Origin of the sequence: Pikeienuella piscinae (genome assembly GCF_011044155.1) — a bacterium.
Classification (GTDB): domain Bacteria; phylum Pseudomonadota; class Alphaproteobacteria; order Rhodobacterales; family Rhodobacteraceae; genus Pikeienuella; species Pikeienuella piscinae.
The window spans coordinates 376,333-398,233 of sequence record NZ_CP049056.1 but is presented as its reverse complement, the minus strand read 5'-3'; the positions used below and the strand labels follow the sequence as shown (position 1 = coordinate 398,233).

Sequence of the window (21,901 nt, the reverse complement as noted above, 5' to 3'; positions counted from 1 at the left end):
GCGATGGCGGAACGCTCGCCTCGTCCCATTCTTTTCGCCAACATGGCGGTTCTCATCGGCTTCGGCTGGCTCGCCATCCTTGTCGGGCTGACGCCGGTCGATGCGCGCGCCTCAGCCCTGCCCTCGCCTGATCTGCTGTTCTGCGTCGCCGCGTTTCTCGCGATCCGCCGGCCCGACGCGACGCCCGCCATTCTCGTCATCACTCTCGGTCTCGTCCGCGACCTGATCAGCGGCGGGCCGGTCGGCCTCGGCGCGCTCACGCTCTGGGCCGGGGTCGAATATCTCCGCTTTCACCGCGACCGGCTGCTGCGCTCGCCGATGGTGGAGATGGGCGGCGTCGCGGCGACGATCCTCTCGATCACTGTCGTTCAGCTCGGCGTCCTGCTTCTGGTGCTGACGCCTTCACCGCCGCTCGTGGTTCTGGGCGCGGGCGCGTTCGCGACACTCTGCGCCTACGGCGTGGTGGCGCTAGTCCTCCGCTATCTCTTCCGTATCAGGCCGGAGTCGGTGGAGAACCCGAAGCTTATCGGCCGTGCGGCGCGGGCGCGATGAGCCGCTTCACCTTTCGGCGCGACGCCCGTCGCCCGGGCGCGCCCGCACGTCTGACCCGGCGCGGTGCACTTCTTTTCGGCGCGCAAGCTCTGGTGGCCAGCGGCCTTTTCTGGCGGCTGAAGAAGTTGCAGATCGACGCCGCCGAGGAATACCTGATGATGGCGGAGGAAAATCGCATCAATGTCCGGCTGATCCCGCCCGCGCGCGGGGAGATCACCGACCGGACCGGCCGACCGCTGGCGGTCAATCGCCAGAACTATCGCGTCGTGATGATCCGTGAGCAGGCGGGCGATGTCGAAGCGGTGCTGGACGACCTCTCGCGCGTCATCGACATCCCGCCGCATCAACGCAGCCGCGCGCTCCGCGAGATCCGTTCGAAAAGCGCCTTCGTGCCGGTGACGGTCGCCGAGAATCTCGACTGGGACGCATTCGCCCGGATCAACGTGAACGCCCCCGCCCTGCCCGGCGTCGCCCCCGAAGTCGGGCTGACCCGCCATTATCCGGAGGGGGCCGCCTTCGGTCACGTCGTCGGCTATGTCGGGCGCTTCTCCGAAGCAGACCGGAATCGCGAAGACGCAGACGACCCTCTCTTTCAGATTCCGGACTTCCATATCGGAAAGACGGGAGTGGAGCGGGTGAAGGAATCCGTCCTGCGCGGCGCCGCCGGCGCCAGCCGGATCGAGGTCAACGCCGTCGGCAGGGTGATCCGCGAGATTGACCGGGCCGAAGGCGTCGCCGGCGCAAATCTCGGCCTCACGCTGGATATCGACATGCAGCGATATGCGCTGAATCAGCTGGAGGGCGAAAGCGCCGCCGCCGTGCTAATGGAGATCGAATCCGGCGACATTCTCGCACTCGCCTCGACGCCGGGGTACGACCCGAACAAGTTCGTCGTCGGCATCAGCCAGCGCGAATGGTCAGCGCTGCTGGAGGATCCCTATCGGCCGCTCGCCAACAAGGCGGTGTCCGGACAGTATCCGCCGGGCTCCACCTTCAAGATGGTCGTCGCGCTGGCGGCGCTGGAGGCCGGGATGGTCGGACCGGATGAACGGGTCTTCTGCAATGGACGCTACAAACTCGGCGACCGTTATTTTCATTGCTGGCGGCGTGGCGGGCACGGCCATGTCGCGCTGCGCGACGCCATCAAGTTCTCTTGCGATGTCTACTTCTACGAGGTCGCGCGCCGCGTGGGCGTAGAGCGGATATCGGAGATGGCGGGCCGGTTCGGCCTCGGCGTCCGGCCGAATCTCCCGGTGACTGCGGTGCAGGCCGGCCTCACGCCGACGAAGGCGTGGAAACAGGCGAGCTACGGCGAGAGCTGGCAGATCGGCGATACGCTCAACACCGGAATCGGTCAGGGCTTCGTGCTCGCGAGCCCGATCCAACTCGCCACGATGGCGGCGCGGATCGGGGGCGACGGCAGGCGAGTCGAGCCGCGGCTCATCCGCACCGTTGACGGGGCGCCGGCGCCGATGGTGGAGGCTCCCCCCCTCGGCGTCTCGGCGGCCCATCTCCGTCTCGTCCGCGAAGGCATGTTCGCGGTCTCCAATGAACGGCGCGGCACCGGCTATCGAAGCCGCATCGCCGAGGCCGCGATGGCGCTGGCCGGGAAATCCGGGACCAGCCAAGTGCGCCGCATCACCGCCGCGGAGCGCGCGCGCGGCGTCACCCGGAACGAGGACCTGCCCTGGGAACGGCGGGATCACGCGCTATTCGTAGCCTTCGCCCCCTATGATCGTCCCCGGTACGCCGCGGCGGTCATCGTCGAGCATGGCGGCGGCGGCTCCGCCGTCGCAGGACCGATCGTCCGGAATATGTTGATGCGCGCGCTATACGGCCCGGAACCGCCACTCCGCGCCTATCCCGCGCGTGAGCGCGAGGAGATCAGACGCCGTCGCGAAGAGGAGCAGCGCGAGCCGGATCTCGGCGCAGATTCGACGAGGAACCGGGCATGAGCGCGATCGATCGGGGACATGGAGCGCGACCCGGTCTCTGGAGCAAGGCGCTGCGGTTCAACTGGGCGCTCGCGCTGCTCATTGTCGCGGTCGCCAGCGTCGGTTTTCTGATGCTCTTCTCAGTCGCAAACGGCTCGCTCGACCCCTGGGCGCGCCCACAGATGATCCGTTTCGGCCTTGGCTTCGCGGCGATGTTCATGATGGCGATGATCGACATCAGATTCTGGCGCGCGGTTGCGCCGGTGATCTATGGCGGCGCGCTTGCGCTTCTGACGGCGGTGGAGGTGATCGGCGTCATCGGCAAAGGCGCGCAACGCTGGATCGATCTCGGAGTCATCACGGTTCAGCCTTCCGAGGTCATGAAGGTCGCGCTCGTGCTCGCGCTCGCCGCCTACTACGCTTGGTTGCCGCACGAGAAGGTTTCCCGCCCGCTCTGGATGGCGCCGCCGCTGCTTCTGATTCTCGTCCCAGTGGCGATGGTTCTGCGCCAACCCGACCTCGGCACCGCGATCCTCCTCGTCGCGGGGGGCGCCGCGGTGATGTTTCTCGCCGGAGTCTCGCTCTGGTACTTCACCGTGGGGGCCGCATCGACGGTGGGCGCGGTCACGCTGGTCATGGCGTCGCAAGGGACGGACTGGCAGTTGCTGAAGGATTACCAGTTCCGCCGCATCGCAGTCTTTCTCGACCCCGCGCAAGACCCCCTTGGCGCCGGCTATCACATCACGCAATCGACCATCGCGCTCGGATCCGGCGGGTTTTCCGGGCGGGGTTTCATGGAGGGGACGCAAAGCCGGCTGAATTTCCTCCCCGAGAAACATACCGATTTCATCTTCACGACCCTGGCGGAGGAGTTCGGGTTCATCGGCGCCGCATCCGTGCTCGCACTCTATCTTCTGATCATCGCGTTCTGCTTCGCATCGATGGCCTCGAACCGCGACCGTTTCGGCGCCCTGCTGACCGGCGGCCTCGCCACGACGTTCTTTCTCTTCTTCGCCGTCAATATCGCCATGGTCGTCGGGTTGATGCCCGTTGTCGGCGTCCCTTTGCCACTGGTTTCCTATGGCGGATCAGCGATGATGGTCATTCTCTTGGCGTTCGGCCTGATCCAGAGCGCGCATATCCATCGCAGGAGTTGACCGTTGACAGAAGTGCTGCTTTCCACCCGCCCCGCGCAGATGAAGGAGTGGGAGACCGAACTGACCCGCTGGAGGGCGGAGTTGAACATCCCGTTCCAACTCCGGGTCGACCCGGCGGAGATCAGCCCCGAAGACGTGGATATGCTTGTGCTCAATCCAGTCGCAGGCATTCGCGATCTGGCCCCGTATCGCGGCGTGAAGGCGGTTCAGAGCATATGGGCGGGTGTCGAAGGCCTGCTCGCCAACCCGACCCTGCCGGAGGAGCCGGTTCTCTGCCGGATGGTGGAGCCGGGACTGTCCGAAGGGATGACCGATTACATCGTCGGGCATGTCCTGCGCCATCATCTCGGCATCGACAGATGCGTCCGCGAAAGCATGGCCGGAAACTGGGCGCCGGCGGTCCCGCCGCTATCTCGCGACCGGAAGGTCGGCGTGCTCGGCCTCGGCGCGCTCGGCGCGGACGCGGCGCGAATGCTGGCTCGCCTGCGCTTCGATGTCGCCGGCTGGAGCCGCACGGCGAAATCCGTGGATGGCGTTACCTGCCTTCACGGCGCGAAGGGGTTGGATGAAATTCTCGCGCGCTCGGAGATCCTCGTGACGATCCTGCCTTCGACGACGGAGACGCGCGGGATCCTGAATGCGCGCACATTGGCGCTCCTGCCGCGTGGCGCGGTCATCATCAACCCCGGCCGCGGGCCCCTGATCGACGACGACGCGCTGCTCGCGGCGCTCGAATCCGGCCAGATCGCCCATGCGACGCTGGACGTGTTCAACGAAGAACCCCTGCCCGCCTCCCATCCGTTCTGGCGCAACCCGCAAGTCACCGTCACCCCACATATCGCGGCGGAGACTCGCGCAAGCTTCGCGGCGCGCGTCGTCGTCGAACAAATCGGAAGAATGATCCGCGGCGAGCCGTTATGGCACATTGTGGATCGCAGCCTCGGTTACTAGTTAAGGCCGGTCATCAAGGGGGCGTTGAGTGGTCAGAAAGAAGAGAGAAAAGCCGGGCGTAATCCCGAAGCTTCCACGGCGCAGCTTCCTGCAGAGGCTGCGCGGCAATTTCCTCGCCGGAATCGTCCTGGTCGGGCCGGTTGCGCTGACCATCTATCTCGCCTGGACTGCGATCACCGTCATCGACGCGGCGATCGTCCCCTGGGTGCCGGCCGCCTATAATCCCGGCACCTATCTTGGCGCGGACGTGCCGGGTTTCGGGGTCATAGTCTTTCTTCTTTTCACCGCGATCATCGGCTGGCTGACGAAGAACTTCTTTGGCCGCCAGCTTGTCCGGCTCGGGGAAGGCTGGGTCTCGCGGATGCCGGTGATCCGCTCGATCTACAACGCGCTCAAGCAGATCGCAGAGACGATTCTGAGCCAGTCGCAGACATCGTTCAGGAAAGCGTGCCTGATCGAGTATCCGCGCAGGGGACTCTGGGCGGTCGCCTTCGTCTCGACCGACACGCGGGGCGAGATTCCGACCCGCACCGGCGTGCCGGAAATGATCAGCGTCTTTCTGCCGACGACACCGAACCCGACTTCCGGTTTCCTCCTGTTCGTCCCGCGCGCCGATGTCGTTCTTCTCGACATGAGCGTGGAGGACGCGGCCAAGCTGGTTATCTCCGCCGGACTCGTCACGCCGCCGACCAAGGCCGAGATCGCCGCGGGCGTCGCGGTCAGGCGGCCGGAGCCGGTGAACTGATCCGAAAGGCGTCTATTCCGTTCGCCACCAGACATCCGGCAGATAGCCGATCCAGTCGCCGTAGAGCGGGACGCTCTCCGGCCGCGCCAGCCGGGCGTCATGGGCGATCCAACTTTTCGGCGCGTACCAGAACGGGATGACGTAACGCCCGGCCGTCAGCGCACGGTCGAGCGCGCGGACGGAAGAGATAAACGCCGCCTTAGTGTCGGCTGCGGCCAGAGCGTCGAGCGCCGCCTCCACCGCCGGATTGCCAACGCCCATGTAATTGCGGGTGCCCGGCGTTTGGACCCCGGCCTCACCCCAGTAGAAGCGTTGCTCGATGCCAGGAGATAGCGATAGCGCCCAGGTGTTGACGATCATGTCGTAGTCATAGTCGTTCCTGCGCGCCTGGTATTGCGCCGCGTCGACAAGCCGGACGGAGGCGGAGACGCCCAGCCTCTTCAACGCCTCGGCGTAGATTCCGGCGACCTGCTCATCGGCGCCCGCGCCCAGCAAAATCTCGAACGCGAATGCGTCGCCGTCGGCATCGGTCAGCCGCCCGTCGCTGACGCGCCAGCCGGCATCCTCGAGAAGCTTCGCGGCGCGGCGAAGATTCCGCCGGTTGCGCCCGTCGCCAGTCGAGACCGGTTGTTCGATCGTCGCGTCGAGCGCGCCTTCCGGCAAAGCATCGGCGAAGGGCGCGAGTATCTCGCGTTCACGCCCCTCCGCAGCGCCGGAATGTGCCAGCGGCGAACCACCAAAATAACTCGGGATGCGGGCGAAGGCGCCGGCCAGCATGGTGCGCTGGATCCACTCGAAATCGAAGGCGAGGGTAAGCGCCTCCCGCACTCTTATGTCCTCGAAAATCGACTTGCGGGTGTTGAATACGAACCCCTTCATCCCCGATGGGCGCCCGTTTGGAATCTCGGCCTGCACGATGCGCCCCTCCTGCGCCGCCGGAAACCCGTAGCCGGCGCGCCAGCGCGCCGGGTCGCTGTCGCGATAAACGTCGATGGCGCCGGCGGTGAAGGCCTCCCACACCGCGTTCGCATCGCGAAAATAGTCTATGATGATCTCGTCGAAATTCGCCTGACCGCGCATCACCGGCAGATCGCGCGCCCAGTGGTCCGGATTGCGGCGAAAGATGATGCGCCGCCCCGGCTCGAAGGCGTCGACCACATATGCGCCGCTCCCGATAAGCGGGCTCAGGGTCGTCTCCCTGAAGTTCCGCGTTTCGGCGTCGGCGCGCTTCAGGATCGGATGCAACGCCAGGATCAAAGGCGCCTCGCGCTCTGGCGTCACGAAGCGAAAGCGCACGCCGCGCGCGCCGACCCTCTCGGCGCCCGCGACATTCGACCAGGTATTGCGATAGTTGGGTCTGCCGTCCTTCGCGAGCAGCTCCATCGAGTAGATCACGTCGTCGACGGTAACCGCCGAGCCATCGGAAAACCGCGCCGCAGGGTCGAGCATGAACTCGACCCAGGACCGATCCGGCGCGATCTCCACACTTTCGGCCAGCAATGGGTAGAGTGAGAATGGTTCGTCCCAGTTCCGCGCGAGAAGCGATTCGAAAACCTTGTATCGCAACTGCCAGGGCGCGGTCCCCTTGACGATGAACGGGTTGAGGCTGTCGAAACCACCGACTTCTCCAAACCTTATGGATCCACCCTTCGGCGCATCGGGATTGGCATAAGGTAAATGAGTGAAATCAGACCGTAATTCGGGTTCGCCATACATAGCGACACCAGCCCCCGCCGCATCTGCCGGTGAAGCCGTCAGCGCAAGAAAGGGAAGCAGAAGCACGAAACACAACAGTTTTCCAGAAAGGCGATTTTCGCCCCAACGCGCGACCCTGCCAAATTTGGGCTTGCTATTCCCGCGGGCATCCCTCATCTTCACCTCACTGCTCGATAGGTTTCTTGCCTGTATGAAACCTGCCTCAATGTACTGACGCCCTCGCTTGCGGGGGCGTTTTTTTTGATGCGGGGCGATATCTCTCACCGCTCGCGTCATCCCGGTCTTACCATCGTCTTTCGCCAGAGCTATGGTGCGCCGCAACCTGTTCCAGCATCAAGGCCCTCCCATGTCCGATCGTTCACTTTCCGGCAAGATCGCTCTCATCACCGGCTCGAATTCCGGCATTGGCCTTGGCGTCGCCCGCGTGCTGGCGGCGCGGGGCGCGACGGTGGCGCTCAATTCCTTCTCCGACACGCCCGAAGATCACGCGCTGGCGCAGGAGATCGCGGCGGAGACCGGCGCCGATGTGCGCTACATTCAGGCCGACATGTCGAACGCCGACGCCTGCCGCGCTTTCGTGGCGAAGGCGGCGGAGGCTTTCGGCGGCGTCGACATTCTCGTGAACAACGCGGGCGTCCAGCATGTCGCGCCGATCCAGGATTTTTCCGTTGCGAAATGGGATCAGATCATCGCCATCAATCTTTCATCGGCCTTTCACACCACCGCCGCCGCGCTGCCATTGATGCGTGCGCGGGGTTGGGGCCGCGTCGTGAACATCGCCTCGGCCCACGGGCTGACAGCGTCGCCGTTCAAATCCGCCTATGTCGCAGCGAAACATGGGATCGTCGGATTCACCAAGGTCACGGCGCTGGAAACGGCTGAGCAACCGATCACCGCCAACGCGATCTGCCCCGGCTATGTGCTGACGCCGCTGGTAGAGGCGCAGATACCGGACACCATGAAAGAATACGGCATGGATCGCGATACGGTGATTCGCGAGGTCATGCTTGCGCGCCAGCCCTCCAAGGAGTTCGCCACGGTCGAACAGATCGGCGGCACGGTGGCCTTCCTCTGCTCGTCGGACGCGGCGCAGATCACCGGCACAACGATCTCCGTGGATGGCGGTTGGACGGCGCTCTGAGCGCCCTCACATCGATGTGACCCAGAGGATGACGGCGTCCTCCGGGCTCTTCGAAACCACGCAGTGCCCCATTGAGCCGTCATAGTAGGCGCTGTCGCCGGCGACCATTCCGACCGGCTCGTAAAACTCCGTGTAAAACCGGACTGCGCCGGAAAGAACCAGTAGAAATTCCTCACCCTGATGGCGAACCCAGTCGTCGAACTCATTGAAATCGCGGGCGCGGACCGTGGCCTTGTAAGGAAGCATCCTCTTGCGGCTGATGTCCTGCGCCAGAAGCTCGTGCTCATACGTTACTGTCGGATGCGCGCGGCCCTCGCCCTTCAGCGTGATCGCGCGACGGCCGGAGATCTTGTCGACCGGCGCCGGCTGAAAAAGCTGCGGCACATCGACGTCGAGTCCGCGCGCGACCTTCTGCACCGCATCGAAAGTCGGCGACATCAGTTCGTTCTCGATCTTGGAGAGCGTCGAGCGCGCGAGACCGGCGCGCTGCGCGGCCTCTTCCAGGGTCCAATTCCGCGCTTTACGGATCGCACGCACACGCTCCCCGAGCTTCAGGGGCGCGACGCGCGGGCCCTGGCCGTCGCTGGTGGCGAGCCGCAGAAGCCGCTCCGCCTCCTTCGATTGTTCGCCGCCGCTCATCGTCAAATGCTCCCGCTTCGACCGGTTCGTGGGATAGATACGTCAGCGGGCGCCGATTTGCGAGCGCACGGCGAACAACGGCCGCAATTGCAAACGCGCTCACTTTGGCCGCCACCCTGCCCCACGCGCTCGAATCGCCCCGTCGCGCGGAAGGGGATGACCCACCGGGGAGGCGTCGGTTTGCGGCCGCGCCGACCCTGAAACCTGGTCCGCGCGCGAAACGCCCGTGACAACTTCGCGCCTGTCGCGCATTGCGGGTGACGGGCCGCCGCAAATGGATTTGATCGCGACGCTTGGTTACAAAACTTCTGAATAGGCCCATATTCACAGCCATGATAACACTCGACATCGTTTCCGACCCCATCTGCCCTTGGTGCTATATCGGCAAGGCCAATTTCGACCGCGCGGTCGAGGCGACCGGCGTTCAGCCCTTTGACATCTTCTGGCGGCCCTTCCAGCTCAATCCCGACATGCCGCAGGGCGGCGTCGATCGGCGCGCGTATCTTGAGCGCAAGTTCGGCCCGGAGAAGGCGACGCGCGTTTACGCCCAGATCGAGGAGCACGCGAAAACCGCCGGGCTGGACCTGCGATTCGACCTGATCGAACGGACGCCGAACACGTTCGACGCGCATCGGCTGATTCGCTGGGCGCGCACCACCGGCTCGCAAACCGCGCTCGTCAGCCAGCTCTTCGCGCGTTATTTCGAGCGGGGTGAGGATATCGGCGACCGCGACCTTCTGCTGGAGGCCGGAGTGAGCGTCGGCATGGAGCGCGACGTGGTGCAGCGGCTCTTTGATGGCGACGCCGATCGTGAGCTCCTGGAGACAGAGGAAGCGACCGCGCGCGAGATCGGCGTCAACGGCGTGCCGACCTTCATCGTCGCCGGCAAGCATGTCGTCACCGGCGCCCAGCCGCCGGAGCTCTGGACCAGCGTGCTCGAGGAGCTCGCCGCTAAGCAGACGGAAACGCCGTAATGGAGATGATCTTCAGCGGCGTAGCTGCGCTCAGCCACGACTGGCGCGCCTGGGTTGTCGCGGCGCTGGTCGCGCTCAAGGCGATGCATTCGGTCTATTACTATCTGAATTGCCCGATCGTCCGCGGCGACATTGCGCCCGGCGAGGATGAAGTCGCCGTTGCGCGCACCTATCGGTTGGCGCCTCCGCGCGGCTTTCTCGCCATTATGCTGGGCGGCATGGCTCTCGCCATCGGCGGCCTCTACAATCTCGACAACGAGACATACGGCCCGCTCGCGCTCGGCGCCCTCCTCATCGGAATATTCATGTTCACGACCGAGCCAAACCGGCTCTCGGTGCGGAACGCGACGATGGAAGTGGTCGCAACCACCGGCCAGTCCGGGGAAGCCAACAGCATGGCGCGCGCCCGGCTTCTTTCAGCGCACCGCACCCGCGCGCTGATCGAGGTCGGCATCGCCGCCGTACTGCTGTCGTTGATGTTCTATCTCTGAACGCGCGGCCGCCGCGCAGCCTCGGCTTCGAAGCCGCCGTTAACCGTTGAACACCATCGGACGGCCCATGCGGCCGGCCAGGTCGGTGACGAACTGCCAGGCGACTCGGCCGGAGATCGCGCCCCGCGTCTGGCGCCACTCGATCGCTTGCGCGTGCATCGTCTCATCGTCGATATCGATCCCCAGCGCATCGCAATAGCCGCGAATGATCGTCAGGAATTCATCCTGCCCACAGGGATGAAAGCCGAGCCAGAGACCGAACCGGTCAGAGAGCGAAACCTTCTCCTCCGTCGCTTCCGAAGGGCTTATCGCCGTCGAGCGCTCATTTTCGATCATGTCGCGCGGCATCAGATGGCGTCGGTTCGAGGTCGCGTAGAAAATCACATTGTCGGGCCGCCCCTCGACGCCGCCGTCGAGCACCGCCTTCAGGGACTTGTAATGATTGTCGTCCTTATCGAAGGACAGATCGTCGCAAAAGAGCAGAAAACGATGGTCGACCCCGCGCAGAAGCGCCATCAGCCGGTCGAGCGAGGGGATATCTTCGCGCTGTATCTCGATCAGCGCCAACCGCCCTCCGCCCTCGGCCAGAACCGCGGCATGGGCCGCCTTGACCAGGGAGGATTTCCCCATCCCGCGCGCCCCCCAAAGGAGCGCGTTGTTGGCGGGCATGCCGGCGGCGAAACGGCGGGTGTTCTCGAGAAGCGTATCGCGTGCACGATCAACCCCAACCAGAAGTCCGATCGGCACCCGTGAGACCCTCGTCGCCGGATCGAGGCGGTCCGGCGCGGTGCGCCAGACAAAGGCCTCGGCCGCGTCGAAATCCGGCGCCGGACTCGGTGAAGGCGCAATCCGCTCCAGCGCATCCGCGATCCGCTCCAGCGCGGCGACCCGCCGCGCGCGGTCGTCCCCTCCGGCGACCGTCACGTCGGCTTCGCCCCGGTTTCAAGGTCGCTTTCGTCTTCTTCCTCGCTACCGTCCTCGTCTTCGTCGTCATCTTCGTCGTCATCGACCCAGAGGCCAGCAGCCCGCAACTCCTCTTCACGCTTCTTCTCGAAGGCGCGAACCAGATGGATGGAGATCTCGTATAGCAGATAGATCGGGACGCCGAGCCCGATCTGGCTGATGGGATCCGGCGGCGTGAAGATCGCCGCAACCGCCGCAATCCCGACTATGGCGTATTTGCGCTTCGCCGCGAGCCCATCGGCCGAAACGATCCCCGCCCGCCCGAGAAGCGTGAGCAGCACTGGCAGCTGGAAGCAGATCCCGAAGGCAAGGATGAAGGTCATCATCAATCCGAGATACTCGCGAACCTTGCCCAGGAATTCCGTAGAGGTCGCAACCTCACCGGCCGTGTTATTGCCGTAGTCGAGAAAAAACCCGAAAGCCATTGGTGCTACAACGAAATACACCAAGCTCGCGCCCATGAAAAAGAGAACCGGCGTCGCGACCAGGAACGGCCAGAACGCCTTCTTCTCGTTCTGATAGAGCCCCGGCGCAACGAAACGCCAGAGCTGCATGGAGATGAACGGGAACGCGATGAAGAAGCCGCCGAAAAGCGAGAGCTTCATGTCGGTGAAGAACTTTTCCTGCAGCGCGGTGTAGATCAGCTTTGATTCCAGCCCGCGCGACGTCAACGCATCGCGGAGTGGCGCGGCGAGAATGTCGAAGAGCTGCGTCGCGAAAAAGAAGCAGACGATAACGCAAATGGAAAGCACGATCAGCGCCTTGATCAGCCTGTCGCGCAACTCGGTGAGATGCGTGATCAATGGCGCGCGGCTCGCCTCGATTTCGTCGTCTGCGCTGGCGTCCTTCATCCGGGTCAGCCGTCTTTCGCGGCCGCAGGGGCTGGGGCGGGTTCAGCGGTGGGCGGAGCCTTCTCAGGCGCCGCCGCCGGTGTCGGCGTGTTGGACGGACCCGGCTTTGTCGCCCCGCCGCCAGACGCCGCCGCCTCTCCCGCCCGCTTCACGTCGTTCACCTCGGACTTCACTGTACGCTCAAACTCCTTGAGGCTGTTCACGACCTGGTTGTCGAATGGCAGTTTGTTCAAATTGCCGCCCTTCTTGACGGCGTCGGCGACATCACCGAGATCGGCCTCGCGCGCGGCATCCTCCATCGTGCGCTGGAAGTCGCGCGCCATCGCCCGCGCCTTGCCGACGAATTGTCCAACCGTGCGAAGCAGGCCGGGCAACTCCTTCGGACCGACGACGATCAGCGCCAGCGCGCCGATCACCACAAGCTCCATGAAGCCGATGTCGAGCATTTCTCTATCCGTCGGCGCCAGCGCGGCGCGTCAGCTTCAGACGTTCTCTTTCTTCGGGGTCACGTCGATCGGGTCTTCCGAACTGCGTTCGACGCGCTGCGCCTCGTCTTCGTCTTTCATACCCTTCTTGAAGGATTTTATGCCCTTCGCAAAATCACCCATAATGGATGAAATCTTGCCGCGGCCGCCGAAAAGCAGCACCGCGAGCAGGACGACGACGGCGATCTGAACCCAACCGGGAACCATGGCTCTCTCCCATATCCGGGCGCGCGCGGCTTTGCGCGCGCGCTCTTGCTCACTCTCATATGGGAATAGCACGGGCGCGGAAAGAGCGTCTCACGCGGTTTTTTACTCGGCCGCCGTGCGAGCGTCGGTCGAGATGTAGGGATCCGAGACGTGCGATTGCACCCTGCAGGGGAAGAGATGGCAGTGATCGCGACGCAACGAGAGCCAGACCCGGGCGCCCTCCTCCGGCAGAAAGGCGCCCGGCACGGTGGAGATGAGCCGCGCGCCGTCATGCTCCATCCTGACCTCGATCAGGCTCTCGGCGCCAACAAAACGCGCCCGCACCACGGTTCCCGCGGCCGGCACGCCGGTCTTGACGTTCGCCGCAGGCGGGCCGTTTTCGCCCAGGTCGACCTTCAGATGTTCCGGGCGGACGATGATCTCGACATCCGCCCCGTCGATCAGTTTGGGCGTCAGGAACAGACCGAAAGGCGTATCGGTCTGGCGATTCCGAACGACGCCGTGGATGACATTGACATCCGAGAGAAAAGACGCCGCCTCGCGATCCACCGGACGATTATAGACGTTGTAGGGCGCGCCGGTCTGCACGATCCGTCCTTTGCGCATCAATGCGATCCGGTCGGCCATGCGCATCGCCTCCTCCGGGTCGTGGGTCACAAGCAGAACCGCCGTCCCCTCGGCCTTCAGGATGCTCAGCGCCTGATCGCGCACCGCATCGCGCAGCCGGTTGTCGAGCCCGGAGAAAGGCTCATCCATCAGCATCACGCGCGGATTCGGAGCGAGCGCGCGGGCCAGCGCGACACGCTGCTGCTCGCCGCCGGAAAGCATATGCGGATATTTTCCGCCAAAACCCTTGAGCCCGACCCGCTCCAGAAAACGCTCGGCGACCGCGCCGCGCTCCCGTTTCGGGCCGGACAGGCCGAACGCGATATTGGCGGCGATATCGAGGTGCGGGAAGAGCGCGAAGTCCTGAAACATCAGGCCGACGGAGCGCCGCTCCGGCGGCTCGTGCCTGTTGGCGTCAGAAACGACGACACCCTCCAGCAGGACCCGGCCGGAGCTTTGACGCTCCACCCCGGCCGCGATACGCAGCGTCGTCGTCTTGCCGCAGCCTGACGGGCCGAGAAGGCACAGCACCTCGCCCGCCGCAATCTCGAGCGACAGGTCATCGACCACCGCCACCCCGTCAAATGTGCGGGCGACCCGATCAAGCGCGAGACGTGGCGGCGCTGTCATCCGTGGCTCTCCCTTTCTGACGATTTCAATCGGGATAACGCCATGTAACAACCGCCATCCGCGTCCGCAATCACTTGCGCCCTTCCGCCGTCACCCGGACCATCAGGAGAAGGCCGACAAGAAACAGAAGTATGACCGGCGTCACCCCGATGCGCTGGCTTTCCGTCGCCCCAGTCACGACGGCGATCAGGAACGGCGCGAGAAAGCTCGTCGCCTTTCCCGCCAGCGCGTAGATGCCGAACGCCTCCGCCATCCGCCCTTCCCGCGCCTGTCTGACCAGCATTGTCCGCGACGCCGCCTGAAGCGAACCGCCCGCGGCGCCGATCACCGCGCCGCAAAGATAGAACACCATCGTGGGCAACCCCGAGGGCGCAGCCGCCGAACCGACCGGGATGAACATCACTTCGCCCGGCCCGGTCGTGATCGTCACGATCGACACCAGCATCAGCGCGGCGATTGCGAAACATATCACCGGTTTCGGACCAAGCCGCCGATCCGCCCGCCCGCCAAGCCACGCCCCAACAGCGCCCGCCAGCGCGGCGATGATCCCAAACAGGCCGAGTTGGAACGTCTCCCACCCCAGAACTCCAGCAGCGTAAATTCCGCCAAAGACGTAAAGACCGTTCAGCGCATCGCGATAGAACATCGAAGATGCGAGATAGGAAAAGAGGCTCCTGTCCCGCGGCAGCGACCGGAGAGTCGCGCGAAGCTGGCCGAGCCCCGCCGCCACCGCGCCGGCCGCCCTCGGCTTGCGCGCGGCGTCCGGCGTCCAGAGCGCGAATGGAATCATGAAGACGAAATACCAGATCGCGCTTAGCGGTCCGGTCGCCCGCGGCCCTTCGCCCAGCGCCGGCTTGAGCCCGAAGGCAGGTTGAATCCCAAGCAGCGTCGCGTCGCCATCCGGCCCCGGAACGATGAACCCGAGCACGATGACGAGTGAGGCCAGTCCCCCCCAATACCCCATAGCCCAGCCCGAACCGGAGATCCTGCCGATTTCCTCCTTAGGGCCAAGATCGGGTAGAAGCGAATTTGTGAAGACCGTCGTGAACTCCACTCCGACAAGGCCAAGAATGAAGAAGCCGAGGATGAGCGCGGGGTCCGGCAGGCCCGGAGACGCGAACCAGAGGCCGGCGGTCCCGACCATGTAACAGGCGGAAAAGACGATGATCCATGGCCGCCGCGGCCCGCTGGCGTCCGCGACCGCGCCGAGAACCGGCGCCAGCAGCGCGATCAGCACCGATCCGCCGGCGACAGCATAGCCCCAGATTTCCTGCCCGCGCGCGGGAGAATCGGCGACCGAGGCGGCGAAATAGGGTGCGAAGATGAAGGTGAGGATCAGCGTGTGGAAGGGCTGCGAGGCCCAGTCGTAGAACATCCAACCCCAGACCGCCCTACGCTCGCGCCCGCTCATTCCACGCCCCTCACCCGCGACGACGCCGACGCTAGCAGAATTCACGCGCGGATCACCCGGATTCTCCACCCTGGACGGAGCGACGGCGCCGATGCAGAGCGGAGCGAGTTCTGGCAAGGTTCATCAATACACTGGAAGACGGAAGGAATCAGGCGTGATCCACCATTGCGAGTAGATTTTTTTGGGGCGGGCCTTGAACTTGGCGGCCGGGCGCGCTTTGCTCTCCGATTAATGGCGCATGAGCGCCTCGCCACGGCCCGGTTTCCAGATGACGACCTCCGGGAAAATGCAATGATTGAGGAAAGCCGCGCCGGAACGCGCCAGGGAGCAATTTGATGACAGCGACCGACGACCTCCTGAAAACACCGCTGACCGATCTGCATGTCGAGCGCGGCGGAAAGCTCGTCGCTTTCGCCGGCTATTCGATGCCGGTCCAGTTCCCCGATGGCGTGCTGAAGGAACATCTGCACACGCGGGCGCAAGCGGGGCTTTTCGACGTCAGCCATATGGGTCAGGTCACGCTCCGCGCCCGATCCGGCCGCTTCGAGGACGCCGCGCTCGCGCTCGAACGCCTGGTGCCGGTCGACATTCTGGGCCTGAAGCAGGGGCGGCAGCGCTACGCGCTTTTCACCTCTCCAGACGGCGGCATTCTCGACGACCTGATGGTCGCCAATCGGGGAGATCATCTCTTTCTGGTGGTCAACGCCGCCTGCAAGGCCGCGGACATCGCGCATCTGAAAGCGAACCTCTCCGATGACTGCGTAGTCGAGGAGCTCACCGACCGGGCGCTGATCGCACTGCAGGGGCCGGCGGCCGAAAGCGCCCTCGCCGCGCTGGCGCCGGAAGTCGCGGCGATGAAGTTCATGGACCTTCACCCGGTCGAGATTCTTGGCGCCGATTGCTTCGTCTCGCGCTCCGGCTACACGGGCGAAGACGGGTACGAAATATCGGTCCCCGCGGACCGCGCCGTCGAACTCGCGGAATCGTTGCTTGCGAATGAAGCCGTGCGGCCGATCGGCCTCGGCGCGCGCGACTCGCTCCGGCTCGAGGCCGGGCTTTGCCTTTACGGGAACGATATCGGCCCGGACACCACCCCGATCGCCGCGGCGCTCACCTGGGCGATACAGAAGGTTCGCCGCAGCGGCGGCGATCGCGCCGGCGGCTTTCCCGGCGCCGATGTGATCCTCACCGAGTTTGAAACCGGCGCCCCCCGCCGCCGCGTCGGGCTTTCGCCCGAGGGCCGCGCGCCAGTCCGCGCCGGCGCCCTTCTCTACGCCAGTGAGGCCGCGGCAGATCCGATCGGCGAGGTCACGTCCGGCGGCTTCGGCCCCACGGTGGAGGCCCCCGTCGCGATGGGCTATGTCGCCGCCGACATGGCGGAGCCCGGCGTCACGGTCCATGCCGATGTTCGCGGCAAGCGCCTGCCGGTACGCGTCGCCGCCCTTCCATTCGTTTCCCCCCGTTACAAGAGAGGCTGAATCCATGCTTAAATTCACAGAGGATCACGAGTGGTTGTCGACCGAGGACGGCATCACCACGGTCGGAATCACCGCCCACGCCACCGAGCAGCTCGGCGATCTGGTTTTCGTGGAATTGCCCGAGACAGGCGCCAAGTTCTCCAAGGGCGACGCCGCGGCGGTTGTCGAGTCGGTCAAGGCCGCCTCCGACGTCTACGCCCCGCTCGACGGGGAAATCGTCGAGGTCAACGACGCGATCACCGCCGACCCCTCCATCGTCAACTCCGATCCGCGCGGCGCCGGCTGGTTCTTCAAGATGAAGCTGAACAACCCGGATGATCTCACTGAACTGCTTGACGAAGCCGCCTACACCGCCAGTCTCGATTGACGCCTGAGAAGGAAAACTTCGCCATGAGCGCCGCCACCGACTACGACCCCTACGACTTCGCGAACCGCCGTCATATCGGTCCCTCCCCGAAGGAGATCGAGGAGATGCTGGCGGCGGTTGGCCCATCCTCGCTCGACGCGCTGATCGACGAGACCGTACCGGCCGGCATTCGTCAGGCGGCGCCGCTCGACTGGGGGCCGGCGCTTTCCGAACAGGGTGTGCTACACCGTATTCGACAGACTGCGATGAAGAACAAGGTGCTTACAAGCCTGATCGGCCAAGGCTATTACGGCACCGTCACTCCCCCGGCGATCCAGCGGAATATTCTGGAGAATCCAGCCTGGTACACCGCCTACACCCCCTACCAGCCGGAGATCAGTCAAGGTCGACTTGAGGCGCTGTTGAACTACCAGACCATGGTCTGCGACCTGACCGGACTTGACGTCGCCAACGCCTCGCTGCTGGACGAGGCGACCGCGGCGGCCGAGGCGATGGCGCTCTGCCAGCGCGCGACGAAATCCAAGGCGACCGCCTTTTTCGTCGATCATCACTGCCACCCACAGACCATCGAGCTAATCCGGACCCGGGCGGAGCCGCTCGGATGGGATGTGATCGTGGGAGATCCATTCGCCGATCTCGACCCGGCGCGGCTCTTCGGGGCGCTCTTCCAGTATCCCGGCACTTACGGTCATATCCATGACTTCACCGGTCCCATCGCATCGCTGCACGAGACCGGCGCGTTCGCCTGCGTCGCGGCCGACCCCCTCGCGCTCACGCTGCTGACGCCGCCGGGCGAGATGGGCGCCGACATCGCCATCGGCTCGACGCAGCGGTTCGGCGTGCCGCTCGGCTTCGGCGGTCCGCACGCGGCTTATATGGCGGTGAAGGACGCGCTAAAGCGCGTCATGCCGGGGCGCATTGTTGGCGTTTCGGTCGATGCGCGCGGCGGTCGCGCCTACCGGTTGAGCCTGCAGACCCGCGAGCAGCATATTCGGCGCGAAAAGGCCACCTCGAACGTCTGCACCGCGCAGGCGCTACTGGCGGTGATGGCGTCGATGTATGCAGTCTTTCACGGCCCTGTGGGATTGAAGGCGATCGCCGAGCGCATTCACCGCAAGACGGCTCGACTGGCGAAAGGGCTTGAGACGCTTGGATTCAAGGTAGAGCCTGCGGAATTCTTTGACACGATCAGCGTCGAAGCCGGCGCGCTGCAAGGCGTGATCCTGAAGGCGGCGGAGGCGCGGGGGGTCAACCTGCGCAAGATCGGTGCGACGCGCATCGGGATCTCCCTCGACGAACGCACGCGGCGTGAGCATACGGAGGCCGTCCTCGGCGCTTTTGGCGGCGAGCCGACCGATATCGAATACGAGACGCGACTGCCCACGGCGCTGATCCGCACCAGCGAATATCTCACCCATCCGATTTTCCACATGAACCGGGCCGAGGCGGAGATGACCCGCTACATGCGCCGGCTGGCCGATCGCGATCTCGCGCTCGACCGGGCGATGATCCCGCTCGGCTCCTGCACCATGAAGCTGAACGCAACAGCCGAGATGATGCCGTTGAGCTGGCCTGAATTCGCCGACATTCATCCACTCGCGCCGGCGGATCAGACGGCGGGTTACACGGAACTGATCGCCGACCTCTCGGAGAAACTTTGCGCCATCACCGGCTACGACGCATTCTCGATGCAGCCGAACTCCGGCGCGCAGGGCGAATACGCCGGGCTGCTGACGATCCGGGCCTATCACGCCAGTCGTGGCGATGACCGCAGAAAGGTCTGCCTGATTCCCACCTCGGCGCATGGCACGAACCCTGCCTCCGCGCAGATGGCGGGAATGAAGGTCGTCGTCGTGAAAGCGGCTGCAAATGGCGATATCGACATCGACGATTTCCGCGCCAAGGCCGAAGCGAACGCCGACACCCTCGCCGCCTGCATGATCACCTACCCATCGACACACGGCGTATTCGAAGAAACCGTGCGCACCGTGTGCGAGATCACCCATGAACATGGCGGGCAGGTCTATCTCGACGGCGCGAATCTCAACGCGCTGGTTGGACTGGCGCGTCCGGGCGAGATCGGCTCGGACGTCAGCCATCTCAATCTTCACAAGACGTTCTGCATCCCGCATGGCGGCGGTGGACCTGGCATGGGCCCGATCGGGGTAAAGGCGCACCTGACGCCTTTCCTGCCCGGTCGCCCCGGCGGCGCCGGCCGGGTGAGCGCGGCGGAGTACGGCTCCCCCTCGATCCTGGTGATTTCATGGGCCTATTGCCTGATGATGGGCGGGGCTGGCCTGACCCAGGCGACGAAACTTGCGATCCTCAGCGCGAACTACATCGCGAGCCGCCTCGCGTCGGCCTACCCGATCCTCTATTCCCGCAATGGGCGCGTCGCGCATGAGTGCATCGTTGATACGCGGGTGCTCAAGGACAGCGCCGGCGTCAGCGTCGATGACGTCGCCAAGCGCCTGATCGATTGCGGCTTCCACGCGCCGACCATGTCTTGGCCGGTCGCAGGCACGCTGATGATCGAACCGACGGAATCTGAACCGAAGGCCGAACTTGACCGCTTCATCAACGCCATGCTCGCCATAGCCGATGAAGCGAAGGCGATTGAGGAGGGCCGCGCGGACCCAGAGAACAACCCGCTGAAGCGCAGCCCGCATACGGTCGAGGATCTGGTCGGCGAATGGGACCGCCCCTACAGCCGAGAGCAGGCCTGCTATCCGCCGGGGGCGTTCCGAGTGGACAAGTACTGGTCCCCGGTCAACCGGGTCGACAATGTCTATGGAGACCGAAACCTCGTCTGCTCCTGTCCACCTGTCGAGAGCTACGTGGACGCGGCGGAATAGCCACCGCAACGCTGCTGGCGGCGACGGACCCGCCTTCGGCTATCGTCAGAAGCCGCCGCCGCCGATTCTATATTCGGCGGCGAAACCGGCCTCAGACGTCCGCCGCCTCGCCGATGTTGTCCACGCCGCGTTCTTCGAGGACGCCGGTGAGCCAGTCCGGATCCATCTCCGGCACCGACGACAACAAGAGATCCGTGTAGGGATGGTGGGGTGGTTTGAACATCTCAGACTTGGCGCCCTGTTCGACCACGCGCCCCTCCTTCATCACCACCACCTCATCGGCGATCGAACGTACCGTCGCCAGATCATGCGTGATGAACATGTAGGCGAGGTTCAGCTCTTTCTGCAGCCTGTCGAGCAACTTCAGGATGCCCTCCGCTACAAGCTGGTCGAGCGCGCTCGTCACCTCATCGCAGATAATGAAGGTCGGCTCCGCCGCCAGCGCGCGGGCGATGCCGATCCGCTGTTTCTGCCCGCCGGATAGTTCGGGCGGATAGCGGTGGAAATATTTCGACGGCTCGAGCTCGATAAGGTCAAGCAACTCATCGACCCGGCTCTTGAGCGCCGCGCCCTTCAGGCCCGAATAGAACTGCGCCGGACGGCCGATGATCTCGTGAATCTGCACCTTCGGATTCAACGCCGTATCAGCCATCTGGTAGATCATCTGCGCCTGCCGCAGTTGATCCTTGCTACGTTTCGAGTAGTGCGCCGGGAGTTCTTCACCATTGAACAGGATGCGTCCCTTGGTCGGCGGCAGAAGGCCGGTGATGCAGCGCGCCGTGGTGGACTTGCCCGAGCCAGACTCGCCGACGACCGCCACGGTCATGCCCGCGTAAATGTCGAATGACACGTCTTCGAGCACTTTCGTGGTTCCGTAGGAGGCGTCGATATTCTCGACCGATACGACCGGTATAGCGTCTCCGGTCGGGCGCTTCTTCTCTTCGCGCGTGAAGCTGCGCACCGCCCAGAGGCTCTTGGTGTAATCCTCCTTCGGATTCGAGAGCATTTCGGCGGTGTCGGATTCTTCGACCTCATCGCCCTTCAGCAGGACCTTGATCTTGTCAGCCATCTGCGCGACGACCGCGAGATCATGCGTGATGTAGATCGCGGCGGTGTTGAACTGGTCGACGATATCGCGGATCGCGGAAAGCACTTCGATCTGCGTGGTGACGTCGAGCGCGGTCGTCGGCTCGTCGAAGATGATCAGGTCGGGCCGGCATGACATCGCCATCGCCGTCATCGCGCGCTGAAGCTGACCGCCGGAGACCTGATGCGGATACCTGAAGCCGATCTCGGTGGGGTTTGGCAGACGCAGCTTTTCATAGAGCTCCATCGCATCGTCCTGCGCTTCAGAGCGTTTGCGCAAGTGATAGTGAAGGGGCGCCTCCACATGTTGCTCGATCAGCCGGTGCGCCGGGTTGAAGGAGGCGGCGGCGGATTGCGCAACATAGGCGATCCGCGAGCCGCGCAGCACCCTCAGCTCCGATTCAGACGACGTCGTCAACTCCATTCCGTCAAACTCGACGGAACCGTCCGAAATGCGGCAACCATCCCGCGCGAATCCCATCGAGGCGAGGCCGATCGTGGATTTGCCCGCGCCGGATTCGCCGATCAGGCCAAGCACTTCGCCCCGGTTCAACGTGAAATTGACGCCGTGAACGATCTCGATCCACTTTTCGTCGGAGTAGCCTTCGATCCGCAGGTCCCGGACCTTCAGCAGGAGATCTTTATCTTCCTTGGACATTACA

General features: G+C 64.5%; 20 protein-coding genes. 11 read left to right on the top strand and 9 right to left on the bottom strand.

Annotated features, from left to right (window positions below; translation table 11 throughout):
* The first annotated feature begins 3 nt into the window (after positions 1 to 3).
* Genes G5B40_RS01865 through G5B40_RS01845 form a run of 5 tightly spaced genes read left to right on the top strand, consistent with a single transcriptional unit; the run spans position 4 to position 5,339 of the window.
* Positions 4 to 552 carry a hypothetical protein gene (locus G5B40_RS01865; protein ID WP_165094342.1) on the top strand — a complete coding sequence of 183 codons (549 nt, stop codon included), beginning with the start codon at positions 4 to 6 and terminating at the stop codon, positions 550 to 552.
* Positions 549 to 2,507 (top strand): penicillin-binding protein 2, encoded by a 1,959-nt coding sequence (mrdA, locus tag G5B40_RS01860; protein WP_165094339.1) that lies wholly within the window; start codon positions 549 to 551, stop codon positions 2,505 to 2,507. Before G5B40_RS01865 ends, mrdA begins: the two co-directional genes overlap by 4 nt.
* Complete coding sequence (rodA, locus tag G5B40_RS01855) at positions 2,504 to 3,643, top strand: rod shape-determining protein RodA (RefSeq protein WP_165094336.1); 1,140 nt, start codon at positions 2,504 to 2,506, stop codon at positions 3,641 to 3,643. Before mrdA ends, rodA begins: the two co-directional genes overlap by 4 nt.
* Positions 3,644 to 3,655: 12 nt before the next feature.
* The gene (locus G5B40_RS01850; protein WP_246209810.1) at positions 3,656 to 4,594 is read left to right on the top strand and encodes a 2-hydroxyacid dehydrogenase; all 939 of its coding nucleotides are present in this window, start codon (positions 3,656 to 3,658) and stop codon (positions 4,592 to 4,594) included.
* 28 nt (positions 4,595 to 4,622) lie between these two features.
* Entirely contained in the window at positions 4,623 to 5,339 is a 717-nt protein-coding gene (locus G5B40_RS01845) for a DUF502 domain-containing protein (protein WP_165094334.1), read from the top strand.
* Positions 5,340 to 5,351: 12 nt separating this feature from the next.
* Here G5B40_RS01845 and G5B40_RS01840 read toward each other — a convergent pair whose 3' ends face one another.
* Positions 5,352 to 7,121 carry an extracellular solute-binding protein gene (locus G5B40_RS01840; RefSeq protein WP_246209809.1) on the bottom strand — a complete coding sequence of 590 codons (1,770 nt, stop codon included), beginning with the start codon at positions 7,119 to 7,121 and terminating at the stop codon, positions 5,352 to 5,354.
* Positions 7,122 to 7,401: 280 nt separating this feature from the next.
* On the opposite strand from G5B40_RS01840, the gene G5B40_RS01835 reads away from it, so the two are divergent.
* Positions 7,402 to 8,196: a 3-hydroxybutyrate dehydrogenase gene (locus G5B40_RS01835; protein ID WP_165094331.1), complete on the top strand. Its 795-nt coding sequence runs from the start codon at positions 7,402 to 7,404 to the stop codon at positions 8,194 to 8,196.
* A 6-nt stretch (positions 8,197 to 8,202) separates the two neighbouring features.
* Here the strand turns inward: G5B40_RS01835 and G5B40_RS01830 are convergent, their stop codons facing one another.
* Positions 8,203 to 8,835, bottom strand: coding sequence for a helix-turn-helix domain-containing protein (locus G5B40_RS01830; RefSeq protein ID WP_165094328.1), 633 nt, complete (start codon positions 8,833 to 8,835; stop codon positions 8,203 to 8,205).
* 332 nt (positions 8,836 to 9,167) lie between these two features.
* Here G5B40_RS01830 and G5B40_RS01825 point away from each other — a divergent pair, with 332 nt between their 5' ends.
* Positions 9,168 to 9,809: a DsbA family oxidoreductase gene (locus G5B40_RS01825; RefSeq protein WP_165094325.1), complete on the top strand. Its 642-nt coding sequence runs from the start codon at positions 9,168 to 9,170 to the stop codon at positions 9,807 to 9,809.
* Positions 9,809 to 10,300 (top strand): hypothetical protein, encoded by a 492-nt coding sequence (locus G5B40_RS01820; protein ID WP_165094323.1) that lies wholly within the window; start codon positions 9,809 to 9,811, stop codon positions 10,298 to 10,300. The genes G5B40_RS01825 and G5B40_RS01820 overlap by 1 nt, the downstream gene beginning before the upstream one ends.
* Positions 10,301 to 10,339: 39 nt before the next feature.
* Here G5B40_RS01820 and G5B40_RS01815 read toward each other — a convergent pair whose 3' ends face one another.
* From G5B40_RS01815 to G5B40_RS01790, 6 genes are all read right to left on the bottom strand, one after another.
* The gene (locus G5B40_RS01815) at positions 10,340 to 11,224 is read right to left on the bottom strand and encodes an ATP-binding protein (RefSeq protein ID WP_246209676.1); all 885 of its coding nucleotides are present in this window, start codon (positions 11,222 to 11,224) and stop codon (positions 10,340 to 10,342) included.
* On the bottom strand, positions 11,221 to 12,114 hold the full coding sequence (tatC, locus tag G5B40_RS01810) for a twin-arginine translocase subunit TatC (RefSeq protein ID WP_165094320.1): 894 nt from the start codon (positions 12,112 to 12,114) through the stop codon (positions 11,221 to 11,223). Before tatC ends, G5B40_RS01815 begins: the two co-directional genes overlap by 4 nt.
* A gap of 5 nt (positions 12,115 to 12,119) precedes the next feature.
* A complete protein-coding gene (gene tatB, locus G5B40_RS01805) occupies positions 12,120 to 12,560 on the bottom strand; it encodes a Sec-independent protein translocase protein TatB (RefSeq protein ID WP_165094317.1) in 441 nt (146 codons plus the stop codon).
* Between the two features lie 36 nt (positions 12,561 to 12,596).
* Entirely contained in the window at positions 12,597 to 12,806 is a 210-nt protein-coding gene (locus tag G5B40_RS01800; RefSeq protein WP_165094314.1) for a twin-arginine translocase TatA/TatE family subunit, read from the bottom strand.
* Between the two features lie 102 nt (positions 12,807 to 12,908).
* Positions 12,909 to 14,042: an ABC transporter ATP-binding protein gene (locus G5B40_RS01795; RefSeq protein WP_165094311.1), complete on the bottom strand. Its 1,134-nt coding sequence runs from the start codon at positions 14,040 to 14,042 to the stop codon at positions 12,909 to 12,911.
* A 70-nt stretch (positions 14,043 to 14,112) separates the two neighbouring features.
* A complete protein-coding gene (locus G5B40_RS01790; RefSeq protein ID WP_165094309.1) occupies positions 14,113 to 15,453 on the bottom strand; it encodes an MFS transporter in 1,341 nt (446 codons plus the stop codon).
* A gap of 335 nt (positions 15,454 to 15,788) precedes the next feature.
* Here G5B40_RS01790 and gcvT point away from each other — a divergent pair, with 335 nt between their 5' ends.
* Genes gcvT through gcvP form a run of 3 tightly spaced genes read left to right on the top strand, consistent with a single transcriptional unit; the run spans position 15,789 to position 20,153 of the window.
* Positions 15,789 to 16,931 carry a glycine cleavage system aminomethyltransferase GcvT gene (gene gcvT, locus G5B40_RS01785; RefSeq protein WP_165094306.1) on the top strand — a complete coding sequence of 381 codons (1,143 nt, stop codon included), beginning with the start codon at positions 15,789 to 15,791 and terminating at the stop codon, positions 16,929 to 16,931.
* A gap of 4 nt (positions 16,932 to 16,935) precedes the next feature.
* Complete coding sequence (gcvH, locus tag G5B40_RS01780; protein WP_165094303.1) at positions 16,936 to 17,298, top strand: glycine cleavage system protein GcvH; 363 nt, start codon at positions 16,936 to 16,938, stop codon at positions 17,296 to 17,298.
* 23 nt (positions 17,299 to 17,321) lie between these two features.
* Positions 17,322 to 20,153: an aminomethyl-transferring glycine dehydrogenase gene (gene gcvP, locus G5B40_RS01775; protein WP_165094301.1), complete on the top strand. Its 2,832-nt coding sequence runs from the start codon at positions 17,322 to 17,324 to the stop codon at positions 20,151 to 20,153.
* A gap of 91 nt (positions 20,154 to 20,244) precedes the next feature.
* On the opposite strand, the gene G5B40_RS01770 is transcribed toward gcvP, so the two are convergent.
* A complete protein-coding gene (locus tag G5B40_RS01770; RefSeq protein ID WP_165094298.1) occupies positions 20,245 to 21,897 on the bottom strand; it encodes an ABC transporter ATP-binding protein in 1,653 nt (550 codons plus the stop codon).
* Positions 21,898 to 21,901 lie beyond the last annotated feature (4 nt).

What these genes read in the sequence shown, in the direction of transcription:
- G5B40_RS01865 (WP_165094342.1), top strand. Translation starts at nt 4, where the DNA reads ATGGCGGAACGCTCGCCTCGTCCCATTCTTTTCGCCAACATGGCGGTT.
- mrdA (WP_165094339.1), top strand. Translation starts at nt 549, where the DNA reads ATGAGCCGCTTCACCTTTCGGCGCGACGCCCGTCGCCCGGGCGCGCCC.
- rodA (WP_165094336.1), top strand. Translation starts at nt 2,504, where the DNA reads ATGAGCGCGATCGATCGGGGACATGGAGCGCGACCCGGTCTCTGGAGC.
- G5B40_RS01835 (WP_165094331.1), top strand. Translation starts at nt 7,402, where the DNA reads ATGTCCGATCGTTCACTTTCCGGCAAGATCGCTCTCATCACCGGCTCG.
- G5B40_RS01830 (WP_165094328.1), bottom strand. Translation starts at nt 8,835, where the DNA reads ATGAGCGGCGGCGAACAATCGAAGGAGGCGGAGCGGCTTCTGCGGCTC.
- G5B40_RS01825 (WP_165094325.1), top strand. Translation starts at nt 9,168, where the DNA reads ATGATAACACTCGACATCGTTTCCGACCCCATCTGCCCTTGGTGCTAT.
- G5B40_RS01820 (WP_165094323.1), top strand. Translation starts at nt 9,809, where the DNA reads ATGGAGATGATCTTCAGCGGCGTAGCTGCGCTCAGCCACGACTGGCGC.
- tatC (WP_165094320.1), bottom strand. Translation starts at nt 12,114, where the DNA reads ATGAAGGACGCCAGCGCAGACGACGAAATCGAGGCGAGCCGCGCGCCA.
- tatB (WP_165094317.1), bottom strand. Translation starts at nt 12,560, where the DNA reads ATGCTCGACATCGGCTTCATGGAGCTTGTGGTGATCGGCGCGCTGGCG.
- G5B40_RS01800 (WP_165094314.1), bottom strand. Translation starts at nt 12,806, where the DNA reads ATGGTTCCCGGTTGGGTTCAGATCGCCGTCGTCGTCCTGCTCGCGGTG.
- G5B40_RS01795 (WP_165094311.1), bottom strand. Translation starts at nt 14,042, where the DNA reads ATGACAGCGCCGCCACGTCTCGCGCTTGATCGGGTCGCCCGCACATTT.
- G5B40_RS01790 (WP_165094309.1), bottom strand. Translation starts at nt 15,453, where the DNA reads ATGAGCGGGCGCGAGCGTAGGGCGGTCTGGGGTTGGATGTTCTACGAC.
- gcvT (WP_165094306.1), top strand. Translation starts at nt 15,789, where the DNA reads ATGACAGCGACCGACGACCTCCTGAAAACACCGCTGACCGATCTGCAT.
- gcvH (WP_165094303.1), top strand. Translation starts at nt 16,936, where the DNA reads ATGCTTAAATTCACAGAGGATCACGAGTGGTTGTCGACCGAGGACGGC.
- gcvP (WP_165094301.1), top strand. Translation starts at nt 17,322, where the DNA reads ATGAGCGCCGCCACCGACTACGACCCCTACGACTTCGCGAACCGCCGT.
- G5B40_RS01770 (WP_165094298.1), bottom strand. Translation starts at nt 21,897, where the DNA reads ATGTCCAAGGAAGATAAAGATCTCCTGCTGAAGGTCCGGGACCTGCGG.